Origin of the sequence: Streptomyces monomycini, assembly GCF_022271435.1 — a bacterium.
GTDB classification, from domain to species: domain Bacteria; phylum Actinomycetota; class Actinomycetes; order Streptomycetales; family Streptomycetaceae; genus Streptomyces; species Streptomyces monomycini.
The window spans coordinates 103,785-126,144 of record NZ_JAFIQY010000010.1 but is presented as its reverse complement, the minus strand read 5'-3'; the positions used below and the strand labels follow the sequence as shown (position 1 = coordinate 126,144).

Annotated in this window: 16 protein-coding genes, 1 tRNA gene and 1 pseudogene; 13 read left to right on the top strand and 5 right to left on the bottom strand. The window is 72.7% G+C overall.

Features of this window, described 5'->3' with window-relative positions; all coding sequences use genetic code 11:
• Positions 1-142: 142 nt before the first annotated feature.
• From sepX to JXZ78_RS14990, 4 genes are all read left to right on the top strand, one after another.
• Positions 143-1,246, top strand: a complete 1,104-nt coding sequence (gene sepX, locus JXZ78_RS15005) for a divisome protein SepX/GlpR (RefSeq protein ID WP_238783114.1) — start codon at positions 143-145, stop codon at positions 1,244-1,246.
• A 75-nt stretch (positions 1,247-1,321) separates the two neighbouring features.
• A tRNA-Ala gene (locus tag JXZ78_RS15000) sits at positions 1,322-1,394 on the top strand.
• Between the two features lie 458 nt (positions 1,395-1,852).
• On the top strand, positions 1,853-2,284 hold the full coding sequence (locus JXZ78_RS14995) for a DUF3995 domain-containing protein (RefSeq protein WP_030018072.1): 432 nt from the start codon (positions 1,853-1,855) through the stop codon (positions 2,282-2,284).
• A gap of 144 nt (positions 2,285-2,428) precedes the next feature.
• Positions 2,429-3,232, top strand: coding sequence for a hypothetical protein (locus JXZ78_RS14990; RefSeq protein ID WP_030018073.1), 804 nt, complete (start codon positions 2,429-2,431; stop codon positions 3,230-3,232).
• Between the two features lie 612 nt (positions 3,233-3,844).
• Here the strand turns inward: JXZ78_RS14990 and JXZ78_RS14985 are convergent.
• Positions 3,845-4,378 (bottom strand): M23 family metallopeptidase, encoded by a 534-nt coding sequence (locus JXZ78_RS14985; protein ID WP_030017110.1) that lies wholly within the window; start codon positions 4,376-4,378, stop codon positions 3,845-3,847.
• Positions 4,379-4,498: 120 nt separating this feature from the next.
• Positions 4,499-5,656 carry a LacI family DNA-binding transcriptional regulator gene (locus JXZ78_RS14980; RefSeq protein ID WP_050501957.1) on the bottom strand — a complete coding sequence of 386 codons (1,158 nt, stop codon included), beginning with the start codon at positions 5,654-5,656 and terminating at the stop codon, positions 4,499-4,501.
• A gap of 550 nt (positions 5,657-6,206) precedes the next feature.
• Here JXZ78_RS14980 and JXZ78_RS14975 point away from each other — a divergent pair.
• The 6 genes from JXZ78_RS14975 (at position 6,207) to JXZ78_RS14950 (ending at position 16,414) form a co-directional block, all read left to right on the top strand.
• Positions 6,207-7,628 carry an ABC transporter substrate-binding protein gene (locus JXZ78_RS14975; RefSeq protein WP_238783113.1) on the top strand — a complete coding sequence of 474 codons (1,422 nt, stop codon included), beginning with the start codon at positions 6,207-6,209 and terminating at the stop codon, positions 7,626-7,628.
• 9 nt (positions 7,629-7,637) lie between these two features.
• Positions 7,638-8,675: a carbohydrate ABC transporter permease gene (locus JXZ78_RS14970; protein WP_372498424.1), complete on the top strand. Its 1,038-nt coding sequence runs from the start codon at positions 7,638-7,640 to the stop codon at positions 8,673-8,675.
• The gene (locus JXZ78_RS14965; RefSeq protein WP_078623890.1) at positions 8,672-9,553 is read left to right on the top strand and encodes a carbohydrate ABC transporter permease; all 882 of its coding nucleotides are present in this window, start codon (positions 8,672-8,674) and stop codon (positions 9,551-9,553) included. The genes JXZ78_RS14970 and JXZ78_RS14965 overlap by 4 nt, the downstream gene beginning before the upstream one ends.
• 41 nt (positions 9,554-9,594) lie before the next feature.
• Positions 9,595-10,827 (top strand): glycoside hydrolase 5 family protein, encoded by a 1,233-nt coding sequence (locus JXZ78_RS14960; protein WP_030017116.1) that lies wholly within the window; start codon positions 9,595-9,597, stop codon positions 10,825-10,827.
• 165 nt (positions 10,828-10,992) lie between these two features.
• Positions 10,993-13,224, top strand: a complete 2,232-nt coding sequence (locus JXZ78_RS14955) for an endo-beta-N-acetylglucosaminidase (protein WP_078623891.1) — start codon at positions 10,993-10,995, stop codon at positions 13,222-13,224.
• A gap of 100 nt (positions 13,225-13,324) precedes the next feature.
• A complete protein-coding gene (locus JXZ78_RS14950; protein ID WP_238783112.1) occupies positions 13,325-16,414 on the top strand; it encodes an alpha-mannosidase in 3,090 nt (1,029 codons plus the stop codon).
• Positions 16,415-16,542: 128 nt separating this feature from the next.
• Here JXZ78_RS14950 and JXZ78_RS14945 read toward each other — a convergent pair whose 3' ends face one another.
• Both JXZ78_RS14945 and JXZ78_RS14940 read right to left on the bottom strand, forming a co-directional pair.
• Positions 16,543-17,793, bottom strand: coding sequence for a glycosyltransferase (locus JXZ78_RS14945; RefSeq protein WP_030017119.1), 1,251 nt, complete (start codon positions 17,791-17,793; stop codon positions 16,543-16,545).
• Between the two features lie 173 nt (positions 17,794-17,966).
• A pseudogene (locus JXZ78_RS14940) lies at positions 17,967-18,734 on the bottom strand (MerR family transcriptional regulator); the annotation flags it as partial.
• A 301-nt stretch (positions 18,735-19,035) separates the two neighbouring features.
• Between JXZ78_RS14940 and JXZ78_RS14935 the strand changes: the two are divergent.
• From JXZ78_RS14935 to JXZ78_RS14925, 3 genes are all read left to right on the top strand, one after another.
• Positions 19,036-19,518 carry a hypothetical protein gene (locus tag JXZ78_RS14935; RefSeq protein WP_030017121.1) on the top strand — a complete coding sequence of 161 codons (483 nt, stop codon included), beginning with the start codon at positions 19,036-19,038 and terminating at the stop codon, positions 19,516-19,518.
• Between the two features lie 6 nt (positions 19,519-19,524).
• Positions 19,525-20,865, top strand: a complete 1,341-nt coding sequence (locus JXZ78_RS14930; RefSeq protein ID WP_033036952.1) for an ATP-binding protein — start codon at positions 19,525-19,527, stop codon at positions 20,863-20,865.
• A gap of 104 nt (positions 20,866-20,969) precedes the next feature.
• Positions 20,970-21,473: a DUF1269 domain-containing protein gene (locus JXZ78_RS14925; RefSeq protein WP_030017123.1), complete on the top strand. Its 504-nt coding sequence runs from the start codon at positions 20,970-20,972 to the stop codon at positions 21,471-21,473.
• A gap of 133 nt (positions 21,474-21,606) precedes the next feature.
• Here the strand turns inward: JXZ78_RS14925 and JXZ78_RS14920 are convergent, their stop codons facing one another.
• Entirely contained in the window at positions 21,607-22,155 is a 549-nt protein-coding gene (locus JXZ78_RS14920; protein ID WP_063726005.1) for a GNAT family N-acetyltransferase, read from the bottom strand.
• Between the last annotated feature and the right edge of the window lie 205 nt (positions 22,156-22,360).

The following is a 22,360-nucleotide window of genomic DNA, read 5'->3' as shown; positions in this document are numbered from 1 at the left end:
TCGAATATTTTCACCAATTGACCACAACCGCGTACGGCTGATCTCAACAATCACAAAAAAAGTTCGAGATATCAGCCAGATCGTGCGACACACCGGCTCAATTGGCGGATGGCCCCCTGCAAACCCCTCTACCGTGTGAGACGTGAGCAGCAGCGGCCTCATCTACGCAGTCATCGTCGGGGCCTGGGCCGCCTACTTGGTGCCGATGTGGCTCCGCAGGCAGGACGAGCTCAATGAAGCCCGGCCGACGGAGCGCTTCAGTACCGCCATCCGGCTCCTGTCCGGACGCGCGGCCATGGAGCGCCGTTACGCCAAGGGGCTGGAGGGGCAGGGCGGCCGGTCCACCGACGATGCGGGCGAAGTGCGTGAGCCGGACGCCGTGGCCGAGGAGGCCGACGTCCGGGACTTCGACGCGCCCGCGGACGAAGTTCCGCCCGCCGCTCAACGCCAGCCGGCGCCCGCCGCCGGCGGCGCGACCGGCCCTGCGCCGCGTCCCGTCAAGAAGCCCGGCTTCGGCCGGGCCTCCACCGCCGACCGCATGAAGCGCGCCAAGGTGCTGGCCCGCCGCCGGCGCACCACCACCGTCCTCTTCCTCGCCTTCACCGTCGGCACGGTCGTCGCGGCCGTCGGCGGCCTCGCCTTCCTCTGGGCGCCGGCCATCCCCGCCATACTGCTCAGCGCGTACATCGTCTACCTCCGCGCCCAGGAACGGCGCCGCTTCACCTTCACCATGGACCAGCGCCAGGCCGAGGCGGCCGCCCAGCGGCTACGGGAGGGCAGGCCACGCCCTCCTCAGGCGTCCCAGCAGCCCCCCGCCGACGAAGCCCCCGCTGAGGACGCCGCCACCACGCCCCCCGCCCCGGCGCGCACTCCCGCGCCCGCCCCCCGCCCCGAGCCGGCGTCGACGGCCGGCCGCCGCGCCCTGGTGGAGGAGACCGACCACGCGGAGTGGGTGGACCAGCAGCGCGAACGCGAGCGCACCGAGCCCGGCGGCTGGGACCCCGTCCCGGTCCCGCTCCCGACGTACGTCACGGCCCCCGTCGCCCCGCGCGCCACCAGCCACGTCGACCTCGACGCCGACGACGCCTGGAGCTCCGCCCGCTCCGGCCCGGCCACCGAGACCCCCCAGCCCACCCCGTCCGCCACCCCGCAGCGCCGCACCACCCCCGGCCGCCGCACCCGGGGCCGCACCCCCCTGTTCGACCAGTACGCCGACGAGGACCGCCCCCGCGCGGCGAACGAGTGACCCCCCACAGCTGACCAGCACGGGAAGCGATTTTTGAGCACCCCGACAAGGATGCTAGAGTTTCACTCGTCGCAAGGGCCTGTGGCGCAGCTGGTAGCGCACCTCGTTCGCAACGAGGGGGTCAGGGGTTCGAATCCCCTCAGGTCCACCGGCGGACTGTTTCCGAGTTGGCTCGGGAGTGGTTCATGAGATCCCGTCCGATCTGTTGATCGGGCGGGATCTTTGCGTTGCGGGACGGTGTCCGGGGTGTGCCCGGGTGGCGCGCGGAGTGGTTTCTCGCCGTGGTGCGGTGGTGATTCCTGGATGGTCCGGACGGAGCCCGGAGGCCCCATGGGTGCGACGCCTGCTGACCGGGGTCTCGTGGCCGAAGCGGAACAAGACCCCGCCGACTCGAAGTGATCACCGACGCCACCCCTGAGGACGGCGAGGACGGCGCTGCCGAGGTCGTCGTGGATGGGGTGGGTGTCGCTGCGGCCGATTATCGGCCGCTGCTCGACGGTTGATGGCGGTCGGCGTGTCAAGGCCACCCCAACTGCGGTGTGATTAAGAGCAGTTGCCATACTGGGTCTGTTCCGTATGGGCGGCGGCCAGGGGGAGGCGTTGTACATGGTTCGCACGGTGATTCCGGTGGGGTTGGCGGTTGTTCTGGCGGCAGTCGGGGTGCTGCATTTCGTCTGGGCTTTCACGACCTGGCCGATGAAGGACACGGTGACGTTCACCAAGACGATCGGTGGCAGCGACGACGGTGTGATGCCGTCGGCGCCCAGCACGATGCTGGTGGGGGCGGCGCTGATCGGTGGCGCCGTGCTCACGCTCATGGTCAATGAGTCCATCCCGGCGATCGGCCCGGACTGGCTGCGGCTGGTGGGCATGTACGGGCTGGCCGTGGTCATGCTGGCCCGTGGCGTGGGCGGGTACTTCATGAACTCCGGGGCCGCCGTCGAGTTCCAGCGGTTGAACAGTGTCCTGTACTCGCCGTTGTGCGTGGCGCTCGGCGTCCTGAGCGGGATCGTCGCAGTGGCCGCGAGCAGGCGCTGACACGTCGCGGACGCGGGGGAACGAGGGTTATCCACAGGCCAGTTGAAAATCGGCCCCGGGCTCTAAAATTGTTGCTTGCGGGGCCGGTGGGCTTCGTCATGTGGGTACGTGATCGGGTATCCGATGGCGGCGACGGGAGGGCACATGGCCAAGGAACGGGCGTTCGGGCCGCATCAGCTGGCCGAGTGGCTGGGGATCGAACCGCGGCACGTACGGCGTGCCGAGACGCGGGGGCTGATTCCGCCCCCGGACGTGGGGGACGAGCGTTGGTCGATGGGGTTGGCCAAGACGCTGCCGGACCGGGTCGAGGAGATCCTGTCCGTGGTGGGGGACGAGAACTACGGGGACGCGCAGGGCGCCGTGAAGGGCGGACGCCGTCAGCCGGTCAAGGGGGAGACGTTCGGCCCGCACCAACTGGCGAGTGAGCTGGACCTTCAGCGGTGGCAGGTCGGCCGGGCCGGGCAGCGGGGCCTGTTGCCGCCGCCGGACGTGGACGGCAAGCGGTGGTCGCGCGAGGTCGTGGAGGGCTTGCGGGAGCGGGTGGCGGAGATCAGGGAAGAGCTCGGTGACCATCCCGGGCTGGGGTCGATCGACGCGGCGAAGCACCTGGCCGGGCGTACGGAGCTGGAGGTCGAGCGGGAGGACGTACGGGTGCTGGCGGGGCAGGGGCACCTTCGGCCGGCGGGGGAGTTCCGGGGGTACCCCATGTTCAGCCTGGAGAGCCTCGACGGGCTGGACGGGGAGCTGGTCGCGGGGGTGGTGGCTGAGCGGCAGCGGTGGATGGAGCGGAGTGTGACGGCCAAGGAGGCGGCGGCGCTGTTGGGGTGGCCGGCCGGCAGGTTCGAGGTGACGGCGGAGCGGAACGGGCTGGCTCCGGGGCGGCTCGGCCGGTACGACCGGGCGGAGGTCGAGGAACTGCCGGAGAGGGATAGGGAGGGGAGGGAGTAGGGGGAGGGAGGTAGGAGGTGAGGGGAGGGAAGGGGTGGGCGGGGAGGCGGGTGGGTTTCGGTGGGGGGGGGTAAGGCTGGGGCTGGGGCGGGGGTTGTTGGGGGCTTCTTCTTGGCGCTGGACTGGCGGGCTGGGTGGCTGACTTGTCGGGCTGCCCATGCTCGGCGGGTGTGGGGTGTACGGGGTCGGCCTCCGGCGTTCCTGCGTCGTCTCCCAGCGCCTGGGTCGACACGGGCGTGTTGCTCATGGGGGCGTCGGTGAGTGGTTCGTGGGTGCCGTGATGGTCGGGAGGGTGTTCGGTCTGTAGGCCGTGGTCGGGACGGCGCGGCGCGGGGCGGGACGGGTTGGGATGGGTCGGGCTGGCTTGGGTGAGGTGGGGGTGGGTTGTGTGGGGCTGAGGGCTGAGGGCTGAGGGCTGAGGGCTGAGGGTTGGGGGCTGGGGTTGGGGCCTGGGGGCTGGGGGGGCTGGGGGCTGGGTGAGGGTGTTGGGGCTGTCGTGGTGGTGGTGTGGTGAGGGGGAGGGGAGGCGGAGGGAGGGGGCGGGGCGGGGGGGGGAGAGGAGGTGTGGCGGTGGGCGCGTGGGTGGGGGTGTAGGCGTAACTGCGGCGTGGGTTAGTGGGGGATGGCGCGGTGGGTGATGCGGATGCCTCGGCGGGACAGGTAGGTGAGGGGGTTGATGTCGGAGCCGTAGCGGCGTGTCTTGCGTACCTCGAAGTGGAGGTGGGGGCCGGTGGTGCGGCCGGTGGAGCCGCTGTAGCCGATGCGGGTGCCGGCCCGTACGCGTTGGCCGACGCGGGCGGTGATGCGGGAGAGGTGGCCGAAGAGGGTGTAGTAGCCGTCGGTCATGTGGATGGTGACGGCGAGGCCGTAGTCGCCCGAGCGTTTGGCCAGGACGACGGTGCCGGAGCCGACCGAGGAGACCGGGGTGCCGGTGCGGACGGCGAAGTCGACACCGGTGTGATGGCCGGCGGCCCAGTTGCCCTTGACGCCGTAGGGCGAGCTGATGCGGGCATGGGCGGCGATCGGGCGGGTCCACGGGCCGGCCGCCGCGGTCGGGACCGCCTCGGTCGCGGTCAGGCCGAGGACGGTACCGATCGCCACCGGCACCACGCCGAGCAGCAGGAGTCGTCTGCGGAGCCAGTTCATAGTTGTGAGGACACGCCCTACGCCGGGCGGATGCATCTGGAAACGCCCGGTGGGCGCCCGAACGGCGCAGAGGTTCCCCGTACCGGGTGGTAACAGGGGTGAGTCCGGGTGTACGGGGAATCAGGGCGCGCGGGTGGTGCTCTCGCGGTGTTCGAGGTGCGGCAGCTCGGCCTGGAGCCGGCGGGTGGGCGCGCCGTCCAGGAGGGACAGCAGCTCCTGGGCGGCCAGGCGGCCGAATCCGGCGGTGTCGCGTACCAGTGAGGTCAGACGCGGGTGGGTCACGCGGCACAGGGGCGAGTCGTCCCAGGCGACGATGGACAGGGCGCCGGGTACGGGAACACCGCGTCCGGCGGCCACGGCGGCGCCGGCCACGGCCATCACGTCGTTGTCGTAGACGATCGCGGTGGGCGGGTGAGGGGTGGCCAGCAGGCGGCGGGTGGCTTCGGCGCCCTGCTCGTCGGAGTAGTCCGTGCAGACGGAGCGGACGTCGCGGGCGTCCAGGCCGAGGCGGGCGGCCTCGGCGCGCAGGGCGGCTACCCGGCGTTCGGTGTGGGCGAGGCCGGGCAGGCCGGCGATGTGCACGATGCGACGGTGGCCGAGCGCGTGCAGGTGGTCGATGATCGAGCGCATCGCGGCGGCGTCGTCGGCCCAGATGGTGGAGAGGGGGGCGGGAGAGAGGGTGGGGGTGGGCTGCTGGGGCGGGGTCGTTCCAGGTGTCGCTCCTGCCCCGGGCGCCGCTACCGTCCCAGGTCCCAGCTGGGTGTCCCCGATGACGACAGTGGGCAGGGCCAGGGAGGCGAGGAGGGCCGGGCGGGGGTCCTCGGTGCGGGGATCCACGACCAGGACGCCGTCCACGCGCCGCTCGGCCCACCAGCGCCGGTAGGTCGCGCACTCGGCGTCCAGGTCCTCGACGACCTGGAAGAGGAGCGCGACGCGCCGGGCGGCGAGGGCCTCCTGGATGCCGGAGACCAGCTGGAGGAAGAAGGACTCGACGCCGAGGGTACGGGCGGGGCGGGCGAGGACGAGTCCGACGCAGTCGGAGCGTTCGCCGGACAGTGCGCGGGCGGCGCTGTTGGGCTGCCAGCCCAGTTCCTCGGCGACCTCGCGGATACGGGCGCGGGTGCCGGGGGAGACGCCGTCGCGGTCGTTGAGGGCGAAGGACACGGCCGAGGGGGAGACGCCGGCGCGTGCGGCGATGTCCTTCATGGTCGGGCGGCGGCGCGGGGGCGCCGTGGGGGTGCGGGGGGCGTCGTCCGAGGCTGGGGGGCCGGTGGTCATGTCGTCCGTCAGCTCCTCCGGTCGGCCCGGTGTCCGTGGTGCGGTGGCCGGGGAGGCCTTGGTTGCTAAACCGCATTAGGTGAACGGGCTAAAGCGCATTAGGTGGTTCAGGATCACGGTGTGGGTGCGGGAAGTCAATCGTTGTACGGGGAGGTGGAAGAAGGTGCGTCGGCAGATTAACTCCCGGGCATCGTTACGGAATTGAGACGGTGGGTTTCATGCGTGGCGGCTTTAGCGCATTAGTGCAGGTGGGGGGAGTGGTGTGGCAGGAAAGGGCGGGGGTGGGCGCGGAGGGATGACGAGGTGGGGGGAACTCGGGGCGGCGGAGTTGGGGAACGTGCATTGACGGGACGGAAAGCGGACGACAACGTTGGCATCGCCATCCGGCGGCGCGGCCGGTCGTGTGCCGGTCCGTGCGTGGCTCTTTGCTGTTTCCTCGCGGTTCCCCGATGCGGGAGCGTTCCCTCACGGGGACGTGCCGCCCGGGCAGAAGCGTTTCCCCGACGCAGGAGTGACCATGACGCGCAGGCACTTGGATCCCGTACGTAACGTGAGCAGAGCAGACGGCGCGAGCGGCGCCCAGGGCGCGAGCAGCGCGTGCAGTGCGAGCAATCATCGTCCCGGGCGCTCCCGGCCGGTCATGGCCACCGCCCTCGCGGCCGCTCTGCTGTCGGCCACGGCCGCCTGCGGTGTCGGCGGGGCCGAGGGGTCCTCGGCCGCCGAGGGGCAGCCGAAGCGGACCGGCAAGGTCTCCGGCGAGATCACCTTCCGTACGCTCCAGCTGAAGCCGAACTTCACCGCGTACGTGCAGGGCGTCATCGACGCGTTCGAGAAGAAGTACCCGGGTACCAAGGTGACCTGGGAAGACGTGCCGGGTGACGGTTACAACGAGAAGCTCGTGGCGGATGCGCAGGCCGGCGGGCTGCCTGATGTGGTCAACCTGAACACCGACTCCTTCCAGTTGCTCGGCGACCGGGGGATGCTCGCGGACGTCGCCCGGCTGGACCCGAAGATCGCGCAGGAGTACGTACCGGGTGCCTGGGAGCAGTACAAGCTGCCGGGCAAGGGGGACGGCGTGTACGCGTATCCCTGGTACGTGACGCCCGAGATCCTCACGTACAACAGGGAACTCTTCGCCAAGGCCGGGCTCGACGTGAACAAGCCGCCCACCACCGTGGAGCAGTTCTTCGACCAGGCGGAGCGGATCGCGAAGGCGGCGGACGGCCGGTACAGCGCGTTCATGGCGGACCCGAAGGGGAGGCTGCCGGGTGACTGGCAGAAGATGGGCGTGCCGATCCTGAACAAGGAGAAGGACGCGTTCGCCTTCGACACGTCCAAGGCCGTCGAGTGGGTGCAGCGGATGAAGAAGCTGTACGCGATGGGGGCCATGCCGAAGGAGTCGCTGACCAAGGCCGATGACCTCGCGCAGCTCTACGGGGCGGGGAAGCTGGTGTTCGGGCCCGGGTCGCCGGGCGTCCTCAAGGACGTCAAGCGCAACTCCCCCTCGGCGTACGCGAACACGCAGGTGGCGCCGGCCGTCACCGGGACGCTGAAGCACATCGGCATCTACACGCAGTCGCTGGGCGTGCGGAAGGACACCGCGCACCCGGACGCGGCGGCGGAGTTCGCGAAGTGGGTGACCAACGGGCCCAACCAGGTGGCGTTCTCGAAACAGGTGACGATCTACCCGTCGAACGCGAAGGGGCTCGCCGACCCGTACTTCGCCGACCGGGGCGACGGCAAGGACCCGGAGACGATGGCGCGCGCCATCGGGGCCGAGGAGCTGAAGGCGGCCCAGCTGGACGCCAACACGCCCGTGGAGTGGACCACCCAGGTCGGTGACGCGGTGGTGCGGGAGATGCAGAAGGGGATCAAGGGGGAAGAGGAGCCCGCGGCGGCGGTCAAGAACGCGCAGGAAGCGGCCAACAAGATCCTCGAACAGCAGCAGAAGCACCAGAAGCAGAAGCGGTAGTGACCGGTGATGGCATCCGGTACGACGCGCACGAAGCGCACCGCTCACACGACGGCTCCCCCGGCCGCGGAGGCCCCGACGACCTCGACCTCGGGCCCGGCCACACTCACCTCCGCCCCCTCCCGACGCGCGGCCCGACGCAGCCGCACAGCTCTCGACACGGACACCGGCCTGGTGCACCGCCGTTGGTGGACGCCGTACCTCTTCCTGCTGCCGGGCCTGGTCATGGTGGTGCTGTTCAGTCTCTGGCCTTTTGTCAACACCGTCATCCTGTCGCTCACCGACGCCCAGATCCTGCGCGGCGGCCGCTTCGTGGGCCTGGAGAACTACGGGCGGGCGCTCGACGACCCCGACTTCTGGACGGCGACCGTCAACAGCGTCGTCTACCTGGCCGTCGTCGTGCCGTGCCTGGTGCTGCTGCCGCTGGCGCTGGCCGTCCTCGTGCAGCGGAAGGTGCCCGGCATCGGCTTCTTCCGCTCCGCCTTCTATACGCCGGTCATCGCGTCGGCGGTCGTCGTCGGGCTGATCTGGCAGTGGGTGCTGCGCAGTGACGGACTGGTCAACACCGTGTTCGAAAAGCTGCACCTGATCTCCGGGCCGATTCCATTTCTGACCGACTCCACGATGCTTCTGGTCTCCGCCATGATCGTCACGATCTGGAAGGGCCTGGGCTACTACATGGTCTTCTACCTCGCGGCGCTGGGGAACGTGCCGACGTCGCTGTACGAGGCCGCCGCGCTCGACGGCGCCGGGGCCGTACGCCGCTTCCTCAGCATCACCATCCCCAGCGTGAAACCGATGATGCTGCTGGTCGGGACGTTGTCGGCGATCTCTGCGCTGCGCGTGTTCACCGAGATCTACATCCTCGGCGGGGAGAGCGGCGGCCCCGGCGGCGGGGCCCGGACGCTGCCGTTCCTGATCCGGCAGGTCGGGCTGGGCTTCGCGGGCGAGACCGGTTACGCGGCAGCCGTATCGATCCTGCTGTTCCTGCTGACGCTGGCGTTCAGCCTGCTGGGGCACCGGCTGTCGAAAGGAGACGAGAGGTGACCGTACTGTCCTCGCCAGGTGCACGGCGGGCCCGGCGCGCCCCTGTCGGGGGCCGTGGCCGCAAGGCGGTTCTCGGTCTGTCCGGCCGCTATCTGACGTTGTGCCTGATGCTGGTGGTGATGCTGGGGCCCATCGTCTGGCAGTTCCTGACGTCGCTGAAGGGGCGCGGGGAGGATGTGTACGGGGGTGTGCTGCCCAGCCAGCCGACGCTGGACAACTACGTACGGGTCGCCGAGTCGTTCCCCCTGCTGCACTACGTGGGCAACACGCTGATCGTCGCGGCGCTGGCCGTCACCTCCAACTGCGTGTTCGCCGCGATGGGCGGTTACGCGCTGTCGAGGGCCGGGTGGCGTGGGCGGCGGGCCGTGTTCACGGTGCTGGTCGCGACGCTGATGTTCCCCTTCGAGTCCGTGATGATCTCGATGTTCCTCACGGTGCGTTCCATGGGGCTGGTGGACACGCTCGTCGGCGTCTGGCTGCCCGGCGCGGTCTCCGTGCTGAACCTGATGATCATGCGGGCCGCATTCCTCGCCGTACCGAAGGAGGTGGAGGAAGCCGCGGTGCTGGACGGGGCGAACGAGTGGCAGCGCTTCACGAAGGTGTTCGTGCCGGCCGCCAAGGGCGCGCTGGCGGTGGTCTGCCTGACCAGCTTCATGGGCGCCTGGGACGACTTCCTGTGGCCGCTGATCGTGCTGACCAACAGCGATCACTACACCCTGCAGCTCGGACTCAAATCGCTGGCCGGGGCCACCACGGTCAACGACCAGCGGCTGATCGCGGCCGGCGCGATGGCCGCGCTGATCCCGATGATGGCGCTCTTCTTCGCCCTTCAGCGGTTCTTCTTCAAGGGCGTGGGCGAAGGGGCGCTGAAGACGTGAAGGGAAGCGATGTGACGTCGTCCGCCGGCCGTGCGCCCCGTATGGGCGCCAACTACACGCCCAGCCACGGCTGGTTCCACCACTGGCTGGATTTCGACCTCGACGCCGTACGCCGCGACCTGGACGCGCTCGCGGCGCTCGGCCTGGACCACATCCGGGTCTTCGCCCTCTGGCCGGTCTTCCAGCCGAACCGTTCCCTCATCCGTCCGCGCGCCGTCGACCAGCTGGGGCAGCTGGTGGACGCGGCCGCGCAGTGCGGCCTGGACGTCGCCGTGGACGCCCTCCAGGGCCACCTGTCCAGCTTCGACTTCGTACCGTCCTGGCTGCGCACCTGGCACCGGCGCAACATGTTCACCGACACGGAGGCGGTCGACGGCGCTGCCCGCTACCTGGAAACCCTCGCGACGTCCCTTGCCGGGCGTCCCAACTTCCTGGGTATGACGCTGGGAAACGAGGTCAACCAGTTCTCGGGGCCGCCGCACCCGGACCCCGACCCGTGCACGTACGAGGAGGCCGGGCAGTGGCTGACCCGGCTGCTGGACGTGTGCGAGCGGGCCGCGCCGGGACGGGCGCACACCCACGCCGAGTACGACGCGGTGTGGTTCCAGGACGGCCACCCTTTCACCCCCGCCCAGGCCGCGCGCCTCGGCCGGGCCACCACCCTCCACTCCTGGGTCTTCAACGGGACCGCCCAGCGGCACGGCCACGACGGGACGGCGACGGTACGGCTGGCCGAGTACCTGATCCAGGTGGCCACGGCCTGGGCCGACGACCCGGCGCGGCCGGTCTGGCTCCAGGAGGTCGGCGCGCCCGCCCCGCTCGTCCCGCCCGAACACGCCGCCGCGTTCGCCACGGCCACCCTCGACAACGCCCTGACCTGCGAAGAGCTTTCCGGCATCACGTGGTGGTGTTCGCACGACGTGTCCCGCGAGCTGGCGGACTTCCCGGAGCTGGAGTACGGGCTCGGGCTGCTCACCTCGGACGGCGCGGTCAAGCCGGCGGGGCGGGCGGTGGCCGAGACCGCGGCCCGGCTGCGGGCCGAGCCGCCCCCGCCGGTACGCCGGACGACCGCGCTGGTCCTGGACGCGGGGGACGCCGCCACGGCGCCGCGCCGGTCGGTCTGCGCGCCGGGCGGGCCCTTCTTCGAGGCGTGGGTCCGGCTGGCCGACCAGGGCGTGCGGGCGGGCGCCGTCCTGGCGGACCGGGCGCGCGATGCCGCCTACCTGGCGGGGCGGGGGATCACGGAGGTGGTGTGGCCCTCGGACGTGAAGTGAGGAACGGAAGGGAGCGGAGAAGAGCGGAGCGGAACGGAAGGGAACGGAAGGGAGCGGAAGGGAGCGGAAGGGAGCGGAACGGAAGGGAGCGGATCGGAGCGGATCGGATCGGATCAGTACGGGCGCGGACATGACCGGAGAGCGGGACGAGCGGTGGAGGACGCAATGGACGTACGACGTGATGCGGAGCGGGGTGGGGGCAAGGGCGGTGGCGGGGGCGCCGAGCGCGGGCCGTCCCGGCGCAAGCTGGTCGCCGGGGCCGCGGCGGCAGGGCTGGCGCTGCCGCTGACCTCCGGGAGCGCGGGAGCGGTCGTACGGGCGGACCCGTCCAGAGTGGCCGTACCGACGGACGCCGCCGGAGCGGCGGGACGGGAACGTCCCCCGAAAGCGGCAGGCTTCCTCCAGCCGTTCGCCTCCTACTGGTTCCCCGACAGCTTTCCTGAGGGCCGCGAGCCCGACCCGGGCGCGGTCTGGCGCAGCCTGAAGAGCTGGCGCCCGCAGGACGACGCGGACCTGCCGTACAACGCCGCGACCGTGCCCCTGGCCGAGCGCTTCACGCCGGTGCCCGCCAACGCCACCGCGCGTGCCGGCCAGGCCCGGATCTCGGCGCTCGTCTCCTTCGCCGGAACGGCCGGCAACCCCTCCCAGGGAGGCCCCAAGGCGGACTACTACGCCCTCAGCCACTGGGCCTACCTGGACGAACTGGTCTTCTGGGGCGGCTCGTCCGGCGAGGGCATCATCCTCGCCCCCAACGCTCCGGTCACCGACGCCGCGCACCGCAACGGCGTGCCCGTGCTGGGCAACGTCTTCCTCCCGCCCACCGCGTACGGCGGCGAGCTGACCTGGACGCGCGAGCTGGTCCAGAAGGACGCGCGCGGCCGCTTCCCGCTGGCGGACAAGCTGATCCAGGTGGCCCGCACGTACGGCTTCGACGGCTGGTTCCTCAACGGCGAGACCGACGGCGGCGACCCCGCGCTGGCCCGGCAGTTCGCCGACTTCGTGCAGGCGCTGCGCCAGGGCGCGCCCGAACTGCGCATCACCTGGTACGACGCGTTCAACGCGGACGGCCGGGTCGGCTGGCAGGGCGCGCTGAACGACAAGAACGCGATGTTCTTCCAGCGCGGGGGCCGGAAGCTGTCCGACACGATGTTCGTCGACTTCCGGTGGAGCGCGGCCCGGCTGGCGTCGTCGGCCGCGTACGCCCGGCGGCTGGGGCGTTCGCCGTACGAGCTGTGGGCCGGTGTCGACGTCGAGGCGAGCGGCTGGGACGCGCGCGTGAACTGGGACGCCTTCGTGCCGGAGGGCCGGGACCACGTGGTGTCGTACGGGCTCTACCGGCCCGAGTGGACGCGCCGCTCCGGCGAGGCGCCCGGGCCGTTCCACGCGCGCGACGACCAGTTCTGGGGCGGGCGGAACACCGACCCGTCGGCGCCCGCCGGGCCGGGCTCCTGGCGCCCGGCCGCCCGTACGGTCGCGGACCGCTCGACCGTCACCTCCGTACCGTTCGCCTCCACGTTCAACACCGGGCACGGGACGGCCTGGTACGAGGGCGGGGCGCGGGCCGGCGAGGCCGAGTGGAACCACCTCGGCCTTCAGGACCGGCTGCCGGGGCGGCGCTGGGCGCTGTGGGCAGACGGCGGCGGAACGTTTCGGCGGCCCGCTGTCGGCTTCGACTTCGGGGCGGCGTGGCGCGGCGGCAGCAGTCTGCTCGTGGACGGCGCGCTCGACCGCCCCGTGACGCTGGAGCTGTACCGGACGCGGCTGCCCCTGCGCGCCGGCACCGTCCTGGAGATCACCCACCGCGCCGACGAGGGTTCGGCGGCGGTCACCGTGGAGGCGGCCGTGGCGTACGAGGAGCCCGCGGAGGCGGGCGGGCGGCCGGAGTTCCGCCGGATTCCCGCGAAGGCAGTCCGGGCCGCGGACGGCTGGGTCACTTCAACCGTACGGATCGGGTACGGGCCCGGCCGTACCGCGCACATGGGGGACGGCCCCGGCCGTACCGCGTACGCGCTCGGTGTCCGCCTGAGCGCCCCCGGCGGCAGCCCCGTGCGCTGGCGGCTCGGCGCCCTCGCCGTACGGGACGGCGAGCCCGCCGCGCACACGCCCGCGCCGCCGAGCGCCTTGCGCATCGCCGCCTCGCACATCACGGGCGACGGCGTGGCCGAACTACGGCTCAGCTGGAAGCCGTCGGCCAAGGCCGCCCCCGTCAGGCACTACGAAGTGCACCAGATCCTCCCGGACGGAAAGCGCCGCTTCCTGGGCGGGACCTGCGGCACCGCCTGCTACCTGCCCGCGCTGCGGCGTACGTCCGGCGAGCCGGGAACCCGGCTGGAAGTGCGGGCGGTCGGCGAGCTGTACGCCTCTTCGGCGGCCGCCGCGGCCGTATTCACCTGGTAGGTCACCCGCCCAAGGGGCAGAAAACCCGCAGAACCGCGCAACCCGTTCGTGATCACCCCGCACCCACCCCCACCCGCCACACACCCACCGGAGCACCCGCATGCACGACGACCGCAGCATCGTGGAACACCGTCTACGCCGAGTCCTGAACGACCGCATCGTGCCCGCCGTCCGCAGCCGGTCCGTGCCGCTGACGGTCGAGCGCTGGGAGGCGCCGGGCGAGCCGGTGCCGCCCGCCGAGGGCCTGGCCGCCGCCTACGAACCGACGAAGACCGGGGAGGGGTGGGGGCCGGCCTGGGGCACCACCTGGTTCCGGGTCACCGGGCGGGTCCCGGCGGACTGGGCCGGGCGCGCCGTCGAAGCCGTACTGGACCTCGGCTTCGACGCGAACATGCCCGGTTTCCAGTGCGAGGGCCTGGTCTACCGGGCGGACGGCGAGGCGGTGAAGGGCCTGAACCCGCGCAACGACTGGGTGCGGGTCGCCGACGCCGCCACCGGCGACGAGGAGGTCGAGCTGTACGTGGAGGCCGCCTCCAACCCGGTTCTGGCGGACCACCGCCCCACCTACGAGGGCGACCGGCTGACCGCGAGCCACGCGCCGCTGTACCGGCTGCGGCGGATGGACCTCGTCGTCTTCGAGACCGAGGTCTGGGAACTGGTTCAGGACCTGGAGGTGCTGGGCAGCCTGATGGGGGAGCTGGACGTGGCCGACGCGCGCCGCCACGGCATTCTGCGCGCCGTCGAACGCGCCCTGGACGCCGTCGACCTGAAGGACATCCCCGGCACCGCCGCGCGGGCGCGCGAGCAGCTCGCGGACGTCCTCGCGTCCCCGGCTCACGCCTCGGCCCACCGCGTCAGCGCGGTCGGCCACGCGCACATCGACTCCGCCTGGCTGTGGCCGCTGCGCGAGACGGTCCGCAAGGTGGCCCGTACCTCCTCGAACATGGTCAACCTGATGGACGGGCACCCCGAGTTCGTCTTCGCCATGTCCCAGGCGCAGCAGCTCGCCTGGATCAAGGAGCACCGCCCCGAGGTGTTCGCCAAGGTCAAGGCGAAGATCGAGGCGGGGCAGTTCGTGCCGGTCGGCGGCATGTGGGTGGAGTCGGACACCAACATGGTCGGCGGCGAGGCGATGGCCCGGCAGTTCCTGTACGGGAAGAAGTTCTTCCTGGACGAGTTCGGCATCGAGACGAAGGAGGTGTGGCTGCCGGACTCCTTCGGCTACACGGCGGCCATGCCCCAGCTCGTGAAGCTGTCGGGCTCGACGTGGTTCCTGACGCAGAAGATCTCCTGGAGCCAGGTCAACAGGTTCCCGCACCACACCTTCTGGTGGGAGGGCATCGACGGCACCCGCGTCTTCACCCACTTCCCGCCGGTCGACACGTACAACTCCGATCTCGGCGGGAAGGAGATGGCGCACGCGGCCCGCAACTACCGTGAGAAGGGGCGGGGTTCGCGGTCGCTCGCGCCCTTCGGGTGGGGCGACGGCGGTGGCGGAGCCACCCGCGAGATGCTGGCCCGCGCCGCCCGTCTGCGGGACCTGGAGGGCTCGCCGCGGGTCGAGATCGAGCGGCCCGACGCGTTCTTCGAGAAGGCGCACGCGGAGTATCCGGACGCGCCGGTGTGGGCGGGCGAGCTGTACCTGGAGCTGCACCGCGGCACGTACACCTCCCAGGCCAAGACCAAGCAGGGCAACCGGCACAGCGAGTCCCTGCTGCGCGAGGCCGAGCTGTGGGCCGCCACCGCGGCCGTACGGGTACCGGGCCACGAGTACCCGTACGAGGACCTGGAGCGGATCTGGAAGACGGTGCTGCTGCACCAGTTCCACGACATCCTGCCCGGCTCGTCGATCGCCTGGGTGCACCGGGAGGCCCGGGACACGTACGCGCGGGTACGCGAGGAGCTGACCGGGATCGTCCGCGCCGCGCAGAGCGCGCTGGCCGGACCCGGCACCCAGGAGATCGTCTTCAACGCGGCACCGCACGCGCGCCGCGGCGTCCCGGCGGGCGGCGCGCAGCCGGCACCTGGGCAGGTGGCCGGACAGGCACCCGCCCAGAGCGGCGCGCCCGTCTCCGTACACCCGGTGACGGTCGAGCCGCTGACCGTGGACGGTCGGGCCACCGGCGGCCACCGTCTCGCCAACGGCCGGCTGCGGATCGAGATCGACGCCCGCGGGCTGGTCGTGTCGGCATATGACATCGAGGCCGAACGAGAGGCCGTGGCACCGGGCGCGGCGGCCAACCTCCTCCAGATCCACCCGGACTTCCCCAACATGTGGGACGCCTGGGACGTGGACGAGTTCTACCGGCACAACGTCACCGACCTGGTGTCCGTGGACGAGCTGACGGTCGACGCGGCCGGCCCGCACGAGGTACGGGTCAAGGTCGCCCGGTCCTTCGGGCACGGCTCCACCGTCGTACAGCACCTGACGCTGCGGTCCGGCGCCAAGGTGCTGGACATCGACACCGAGGTGGACTGGCGGGAGACCGAGACGTTCCTCAAGGCCGCCTTCCCGCTGGACGTGAAGGCCGACCGGTCCGCCTCCGAGACCCAGTTCGGGCACGTCTTCCGCGCCACCCACACCAACACGTCCTGGGAGGCCGCCAAGTTCGAGATCTGCGCGCACCGCTGGATCCAGGTCGAGGAACCGGGCTGGGGCGCGGCCCTCGTCAACGACTCCACGTACGGGCACGACGTCACCCGCGACATCCGCCCCGACGGCGGCCAGACCACGACCGTACGGCTGTCCCTGCTGCGGGCACCCCGCTACCCGGACCCGGAGACCGACCAGGGCCGGCACCGCCTGCGGCACGCGCTCGCGCCCGGCGCGGCGGTCGGCGACGCGGTACGGGAGGGACACTGGATCAACCTGCCCGAGCGCACGGTGCGGGGCGGCGGGCCGGTCGAGCCGCTGGTCGCGGTCGACAACGACGCGGTGGTGGCGGAGGCCGTGAAGCTGGCCGAGGACCGGAGCGGCGACGTCGTGGTCCGGCTGTACGAGTCGCACGGCGGCCGGGCGTCGGCGACGCTCACGGCCGGGTTCCCGGTGGCGGGGGCCGTGGAGACGGATCTGCTGGAGCGGGAGACGGCCGGTTCGGCCGTCGGTGAGGTGCGGGACGGGCGGGTGGCGCTGACGCTGCGGCCGTTCCAGATCGTGACCGTACGGCTGTCGCGAGGGGCGGAGGGCTGACGCGCGGGCGGGGCGGCCGGAATCCCGCGGACCCGGCCGGGGGCGGCCGAAATCCTGCGGACCCGGCTGCCCCGCCCTGCTCCCCCCTGCTCAGTTTCCCCCTGCGTTGCTTCGTCCCCGCCCTGACCTCACCCCCCGTTCTCCACCGCCTTCAGCACCTCCCCCGCGCCGTCCTCCGCCTCCATGTGCCGCGCGATCCCGGTGGCGGCAGTGCGGTAGGCGGGCTCCCGTACGGCGCGCGCGACGGCCTCCGCCAAGAGGTCCGGTGTGCCTTCTTCCTCCGCCAGCGCGCGGAACGGCACCGGACCCGTACCGGCGCCCAGCGCGGCCAGCCGGGCCGCCCAGAACGGCTGGTCGGCGGTGACCGGCACCGGTACGGCCGGGACCCCGGCCCGTAGCGCGGCGGCCGTCGTGCCCGCGCCCGCGTGGTGCACGACGGCCGCCGTGCGCGGGAAGAGGAGGGCGTGCGGTACCTCGCCGACGGTGAGGAGGTCGTCGCCGGTCTCCGGTCCGGCCAGGCCCGCCCAGCCGGACTGGAGCACGCCGCGCACCCTGGCGCGGCGGAGGGCGGCGACGACGTTCGCCGTCAGCCGCGCGGCCGTGCCGTCGTCCCGCGCACCCGCCGCCATGCTGCCGAAGCCGACGAAGACGGGCGGCGGGCCCGCCGCGAGGAAGTCCTCCAGCGCGGGCGGGAGGGCGGCGTCGGGTGCCGTGTACGGCCACCAGTTGCCGACCAGTTCCAGCCCGGGGCGCCAGTCCGCCGGCCGGGGGACGAGTGCGGGGCTGACGCCGTGCAGCACCGGACGACGATCCGCGTCCCGGCGGCGGCGTAGCGCGCCCGCCGAGAGGAGCGGCAGGCCCAGCTGGGCCCGTAGCTCCCGTACCCCGTCCGCGTACAGGCGGTCCACCACCCGCAGGGAGAGGCGTCCCGCGGCCCGGTTGCCCCGGCGGCCCAGCGAGCGGGTGCCCGCGACCACGGGCGGGAAGGCGCCGGTGGGAGCGTTCGGCTGGAGCGGCAGGTCGAGGGACGGGATGCCCATCGCCTCGGCGGCGTGCCGGCCGAGCGGGGCGGTGGTCGCGGACAGGAGCAGCAGGTCGGCGCCCTGGGCGGCGGCATCGGCGAGGCCCGGCCCGAGCTGCCGGGTGAAGGCGGCGGCCCGCCGCATCAGCTCCCGCTTCCCGCCGGAAGCCCCGCTCCGTTCCCTCCGGGGATCGGCGGGCAGCGCCCGGAACTCCAGCCCGGCGGCCCGTACGAGCGGTGCGTACGAGGCGTCGGCGGCCAGCGCGACGGTGTGTCCGGCCTCCTGGAGACGGGCGCCGAGGCCGGTGTACGGGGCGACGTCGCCGTACGAACCGGCGGCCGTGACGAGGATCTTCATGACGGCTCCGGGGAGGAGGAGGGCTGGGCGGCTTCGGACGAGGCGGCTTCGGGCGGGGCGGATGCGGTCGAAGGAGTTTCGGTCGGAAGGGTTCCGGCCGGGGCGGGTGCGGTCGCGGGAGCCCCGGACGGACGCGTTCCGGTCGGGGCGGTCCCGGAAGGGGCGGAGGCGGGGGCCTGCCGTACCGCGTTGGCATGCACCGCCGTCCGCAGATAGGCGGCGAGGCCGGGACGCTGCTGGGACGGCGGTACGACGAGCGCGTAGGCCCGTGGGTCGGCCGTGAAGTCGTCGGCGATCCGGCCGTGCATGTCGGGCGGGCACGGGGTGAACCAGCGGGTGAGGTGGGCGCGGTGCTCCTCGGCCAGGTCCATGGCCCGGTCGCCGTCGGCGGGCGCGCCGGCGTCGAAGGCGGCGAGCAGCCGGTGCCGCCACGCGCCCGCTTCGGCCATGATCCGCGCCCAGTCCTCCTTGGTGTGCGCGGCGGCCCGCGCCATGGCCTGCTGGTGGCCCGCGCTGTGCTGCCACTTCAGGTGCGCGTCGGTGGCGTAACTGAGGTCGAAGGCGACCTCGCCGAAGACCTCGAAGCGCTCCTCGGGCGTCAGCTCCACCCCCGTACGCTGCACCTCCATCGCCCGCTCGGCGACCTCGACCAGCCGTTGCAGCTCGGTGACCTGCTCCTTGAGCAGGCGGTGCCGGGCGCGCAGGTGGTCCAGGGCGTCGGCCTGCGGGTCCCGGAGGACGGCGGCGATCTCGTCGAGGCCGAAGCCGAGCTGCCGGTAGAAGAGGATCTGCTGGAGGCGGGCCAGGTCGGCGTCGTCGTAGCGGCGGTATCCGGCGGGGCTGCGGGCGCTGGGGGAGAGCAGGCCGGTCTTGTCGTAGTGGTGCAGGGTGCGGACCGTGATGCCCGCGAAGCCGGAGACCTGACCGACCGAGTACGCCATGGAACCGCCTCTCGTGCCACGGCCCGCCGGGGGCCGCCGTACGGCCCGTGCCGTACGGACACAGGCTGCGGCCTGACGTGAGGGGAGGGTCAAGCGGGGGCCGGGGCGGTGCCGGTCCCGGCGGCTGCCGCAAGTGACGGAAGACCTCTGTTCCACGGTCCTGGGACCGTCGTGAAACGGGCTGCTGAGCGTGCGGGCATTCTGGGCGGACACGGTTACCTTTGTCGTAAAAGCCCACCCCAGGGCTTCCCGGTGGCGCCCCGGCGCCGCCCCGAGGCCCGCCCAGCCGACCGAGGGACCCGTGCGCTCACTCACCGCGACCGCCTGCGTCGCCGCGATGTCCGCGGCCGCGCTGCTGCTGTCCGGCTGCTCCGACCCGCGCGGCCTGCGGGTGGCGGGCCCCGCCGTGTCCCCCTCGCCGCCGGCCGGCCCCGCCGAGGTCACCGAGCCCGTCTACGTCTCCGACGCGGCCCGCCGCCCGTTGCAGCGCCCCGCCTCCTTCGAGCTGACCGACGCGGTGAGCCTGACCGGCCTGCACTGGACGTCCTGGGGCGACGCGACGGCCAAGGCCACCGGAGGGCTCAGCGGCGCCTGGTGCCGTCCCGAGTGCAAGGAACAGCCGTACCCGGTCGAGGTCACGCTCAGCGGCCTGCTCAAGCAGGACGGGCCGAAGCGGCAGAGCCGGCCGGCGTTCTATTCGAGCGCCACCCTCGTCTCCGACCGCCTGCCGCCGGAGAAGGCCGCCGAGCTGGGCAGGGTCAGCCTGCACACCCCGGAGTTCTAGGCCGCCATGGGGTTGCGCGCGAAGATCGGCATAGCGATCGCCGCCACGGCCGCCGTGGTCGCGGTCCTCATCGGGGTGCTCGTGCACAACCGGACCGTGGACGCGCAGTTCGACCTGGCGGCCGAATCGATCGACGGACGGCTGCAGAGCCTGGTGCAGGACCGGGCGGCCGGCATCGACACCGGCCGGGCGATCGTCGACCCGCCCGACCTCCCCGGCCCGCTGAAGGACGCGGTCGCGCACGGCGAGCGCGGCGTCTACCTGGAACCCGACGGCCCCAGGCCGCACCTGTGGGCCGCGACCGAGCTGGGCGGCGAGGTCATCGCCATCAAGCGTCCGTACGTACGGGAGCGGGAGGTCCTGCGCAACCTGGACCGCGTGCTGTGGCTGTCCGGCATCGCGGGCACCGCGCTGGGATGCGTCGTCGGCCTGCTGGTCGCCCGCCGGCTGGGACGGCGGCTGACCTCCTCGGCGGTCACCGCGCAGCGGATCGCCGAGGGCGACCTGACCGCGCGGCTGCCGCGCGGCGGCAAGGACGAGATAGCCCAGCTGACCACCGCGGTCAACACCATGGCCGACGCGCTGGCCGCCCGCCTCCAGGCCGAACGCGACGTCACCGCGAACATCGCCCACGAACTGCGCACCCCCGTCGCCGGCCTGGTCGCGGCCGCCGGTCTGCTGCCGCCCTCGCGCCCCACCGAGATGGTCCAGGACCGGGCCCAGCGGGTACGGGCGCTGATGGAGGACGTCCTGGAGGTGGCACGGCTGGACGCGCGTACCGAGGAGGCCGACACGGAGCTGCGGCCGCTGGGCGAGCTGGCGCGGCGGACGGTGGCGGCGCTGGGCGAGGGCGCCGGGGCGGGCGTGGAGATACGGGTGCTTTCGGACGGGCTGGTGGAGACCGACCCGCGGCGGGTCGAGCGGATCCTCGTCAACCTGGTCGGCAACGCGCTGCGGCACGGCGCGGCCCCGGTGACCGTCGAGGTCGAGCGCGGCGTCCTGCGTGTCCGCGACAGCGGTCCCGGCTTCCCGGAGGCGCTGCTGGCGCACGGTCCGCAGCGCTTCCGCACGGGCGGCGGCTCGGACGGGCACGGGCTGGGCCTCGGGCTGACCATCGCGTCCGGGCAAGCGCGGGTGCTGGGCGGGCGGCTGACATTCGCCAATCCGGCGGGGGGAGGGGCGGAGGCGACGCTGGACCTCGGCCGGTCGCTCGCCGGCCGCTCACCTTCCGGGGGCTCGGAAGGCTCCGGGGGTTCCGAGGGCTCCGAGGGAACTGGGGGCTCGGGGGGCTCCGAGGGCTCCAGGGGTTCCGAGGGTCCCGGAGGTTCGTCCTCCGACCGCTCCTGACATGCGTACCGGCCCGTCCGCCCCAAGAGTGGTGTGAGACGCCCGCCTACGGAGCAGGCGTACCGGTACCCCACCGTCGACCGCAGACCACTGGAGCCACCGCGATGGACGAGAACGTGCTCTTCATGGACCTCACCCACGCCGGTGAGGGCGCGGCGCGGCGTGCCCTGGACGCGCTGCGCCACGAGGACGCCGAACACCGGATCACGCTGCGCGAGGCCACCGTGATCGCCCGGGACGCCGACGGCAACGTCACCTTCCCCGAGAACGAGGACCGCACCGGCACCGTGCGCGGCTTCGCCGTCGGCGGGCTGCTCGGCGGGCTCGTCGGGCTGCTGGGCGGGCCGCTGGGCGCCGTGGTCGGCTTCGGCGCCGGCGGCCTCCTGGGCGGCGCGCGCGACGCGCGGCGGGCCAGCGCGGACAACGCGGCCGTGGACATGCTGGCGGCGGAGGTGCCGCCGGGCAGCACCGTCCTGGTCGCCGAGGTCTCGGAACCGGCCAGGGGCCCGGTCGACGCGGCACTGGCGGGCATCGGCGAGGGCGTCGTCCGCTACCCGGCGGCCGAGGTGCGCGAGCGCGTGGAAGAGCTGATCGCGGAGAGCCGCTGAGGGGCGTACGCCCGAGGTGGGGCGGCGGCCCGTACGCCCCGTACGCCCCGTACAGGGGCTGTACGGCCGTCAGCTCGTCGTACAGCGGCCGTACGCCCGTCGGCCCCGTACAGCAGCCGTACGCCGTCCGCCCCTACGAGCTGTGCACCCGGCTGCCCGCGCCGGTCGGCTTTCCGGTCGGCGCTCCGGCCTCGTCCTCCGGTGACGACACCAGCGACTTCCCCATGCAGCGGCTGTCCTCATACATCCGGTACAGCCCGAACTTCGTCACCGGCCGGTAGCCGCACGACGCGTACAGCGCCAGCGCCTCGGGCTGCTTGATGCCCGTCTCCAGCACCATCCGGGTGCGGCCCGCGGCCCGCGCGTCCGCCTCCAGGGCCGCGAGGATGCGCCGGGCCAGCCCGCGCCCGCGGGCCTCCGCCACCACGAACATGCGCTTTATCTCGGCGTCCCCGTCCGCGTACCCCTCGGGGTTGGCGTCCTGGGCCCGCCAGCCGCCGGTGGCCAGCGGACGCCCGTCCTCGTAGGCGAGCAGGTACAGACCGTTCGGCGGGCGGAACATCCCCGGGTCGAGGGGCGTGATGTCGCCCTCGTCGTCGTACCGCTCGGCGTACTCGCGCTGCACCAGCCGGTCGAGGTCGACGGCGTCGGGGTGGTCGTAGGGGACGGGACGGATCTCCATCCGATGAATCGTACGGATGTCCGGCCGTTGGGGCGAGAGTGCCGGACGGGATACCGGCGCACACCCGCCGCATCCCTCCTCCGCACCCCGCATCCCCTCTACCGGACCCCGCCCGCGCCCTCCCGTCGCATACGGCGGTTCGGCGGAGCCAAAGCACCCGATGGGGGTGTGTCGGTACGGGAACGGACAACACCGGCCGCCGACG

Coding starts and splice junctions, on each gene's coding strand:
- JXZ78_RS14960 (WP_030017116.1), top strand. CDS start 9,595: ATGGGCGCCAACTACACGCCCAGCCACGGCTGGTTCCACCACTGGCTG.
- JXZ78_RS14995 (WP_030018072.1), top strand. CDS start 1,853: ATGGTTCGCACGGTGATTCCGGTGGGGTTGGCGGTTGTTCTGGCGGCA.
- JXZ78_RS14985 (WP_030017110.1), bottom strand. CDS start 4,378: ATGAACTGGCTCCGCAGACGACTCCTGCTGCTCGGCGTGGTGCCGGTG.
- JXZ78_RS14930 (WP_033036952.1), top strand. CDS start 19,525: ATGGGGTTGCGCGCGAAGATCGGCATAGCGATCGCCGCCACGGCCGCC.
- JXZ78_RS14945 (WP_030017119.1), bottom strand. CDS start 17,793: ATGAAGATCCTCGTCACGGCCGCCGGTTCGTACGGCGACGTCGCCCCG.
- JXZ78_RS14990 (WP_030018073.1), top strand. CDS start 2,429: ATGGCCAAGGAACGGGCGTTCGGGCCGCATCAGCTGGCCGAGTGGCTG.
- JXZ78_RS14920 (WP_063726005.1), bottom strand. CDS start 22,155: ATGGAGATCCGTCCCGTCCCCTACGACCACCCCGACGCCGTCGACCTC.
- JXZ78_RS14970 (WP_372498424.1), top strand. CDS start 7,638: ATGGCATCCGGTACGACGCGCACGAAGCGCACCGCTCACACGACGGCT.
- JXZ78_RS14925 (WP_030017123.1), top strand. CDS start 20,970: ATGGACGAGAACGTGCTCTTCATGGACCTCACCCACGCCGGTGAGGGC.
- JXZ78_RS14950 (WP_238783112.1), top strand. CDS start 13,325: ATGCACGACGACCGCAGCATCGTGGAACACCGTCTACGCCGAGTCCTG.
- JXZ78_RS14955 (WP_078623891.1), top strand. CDS start 10,993: ATGGACGTACGACGTGATGCGGAGCGGGGTGGGGGCAAGGGCGGTGGC.
- JXZ78_RS14980 (WP_050501957.1), bottom strand. CDS start 5,656: ATGACCACCGGCCCCCCAGCCTCGGACGACGCCCCCCGCACCCCCACG.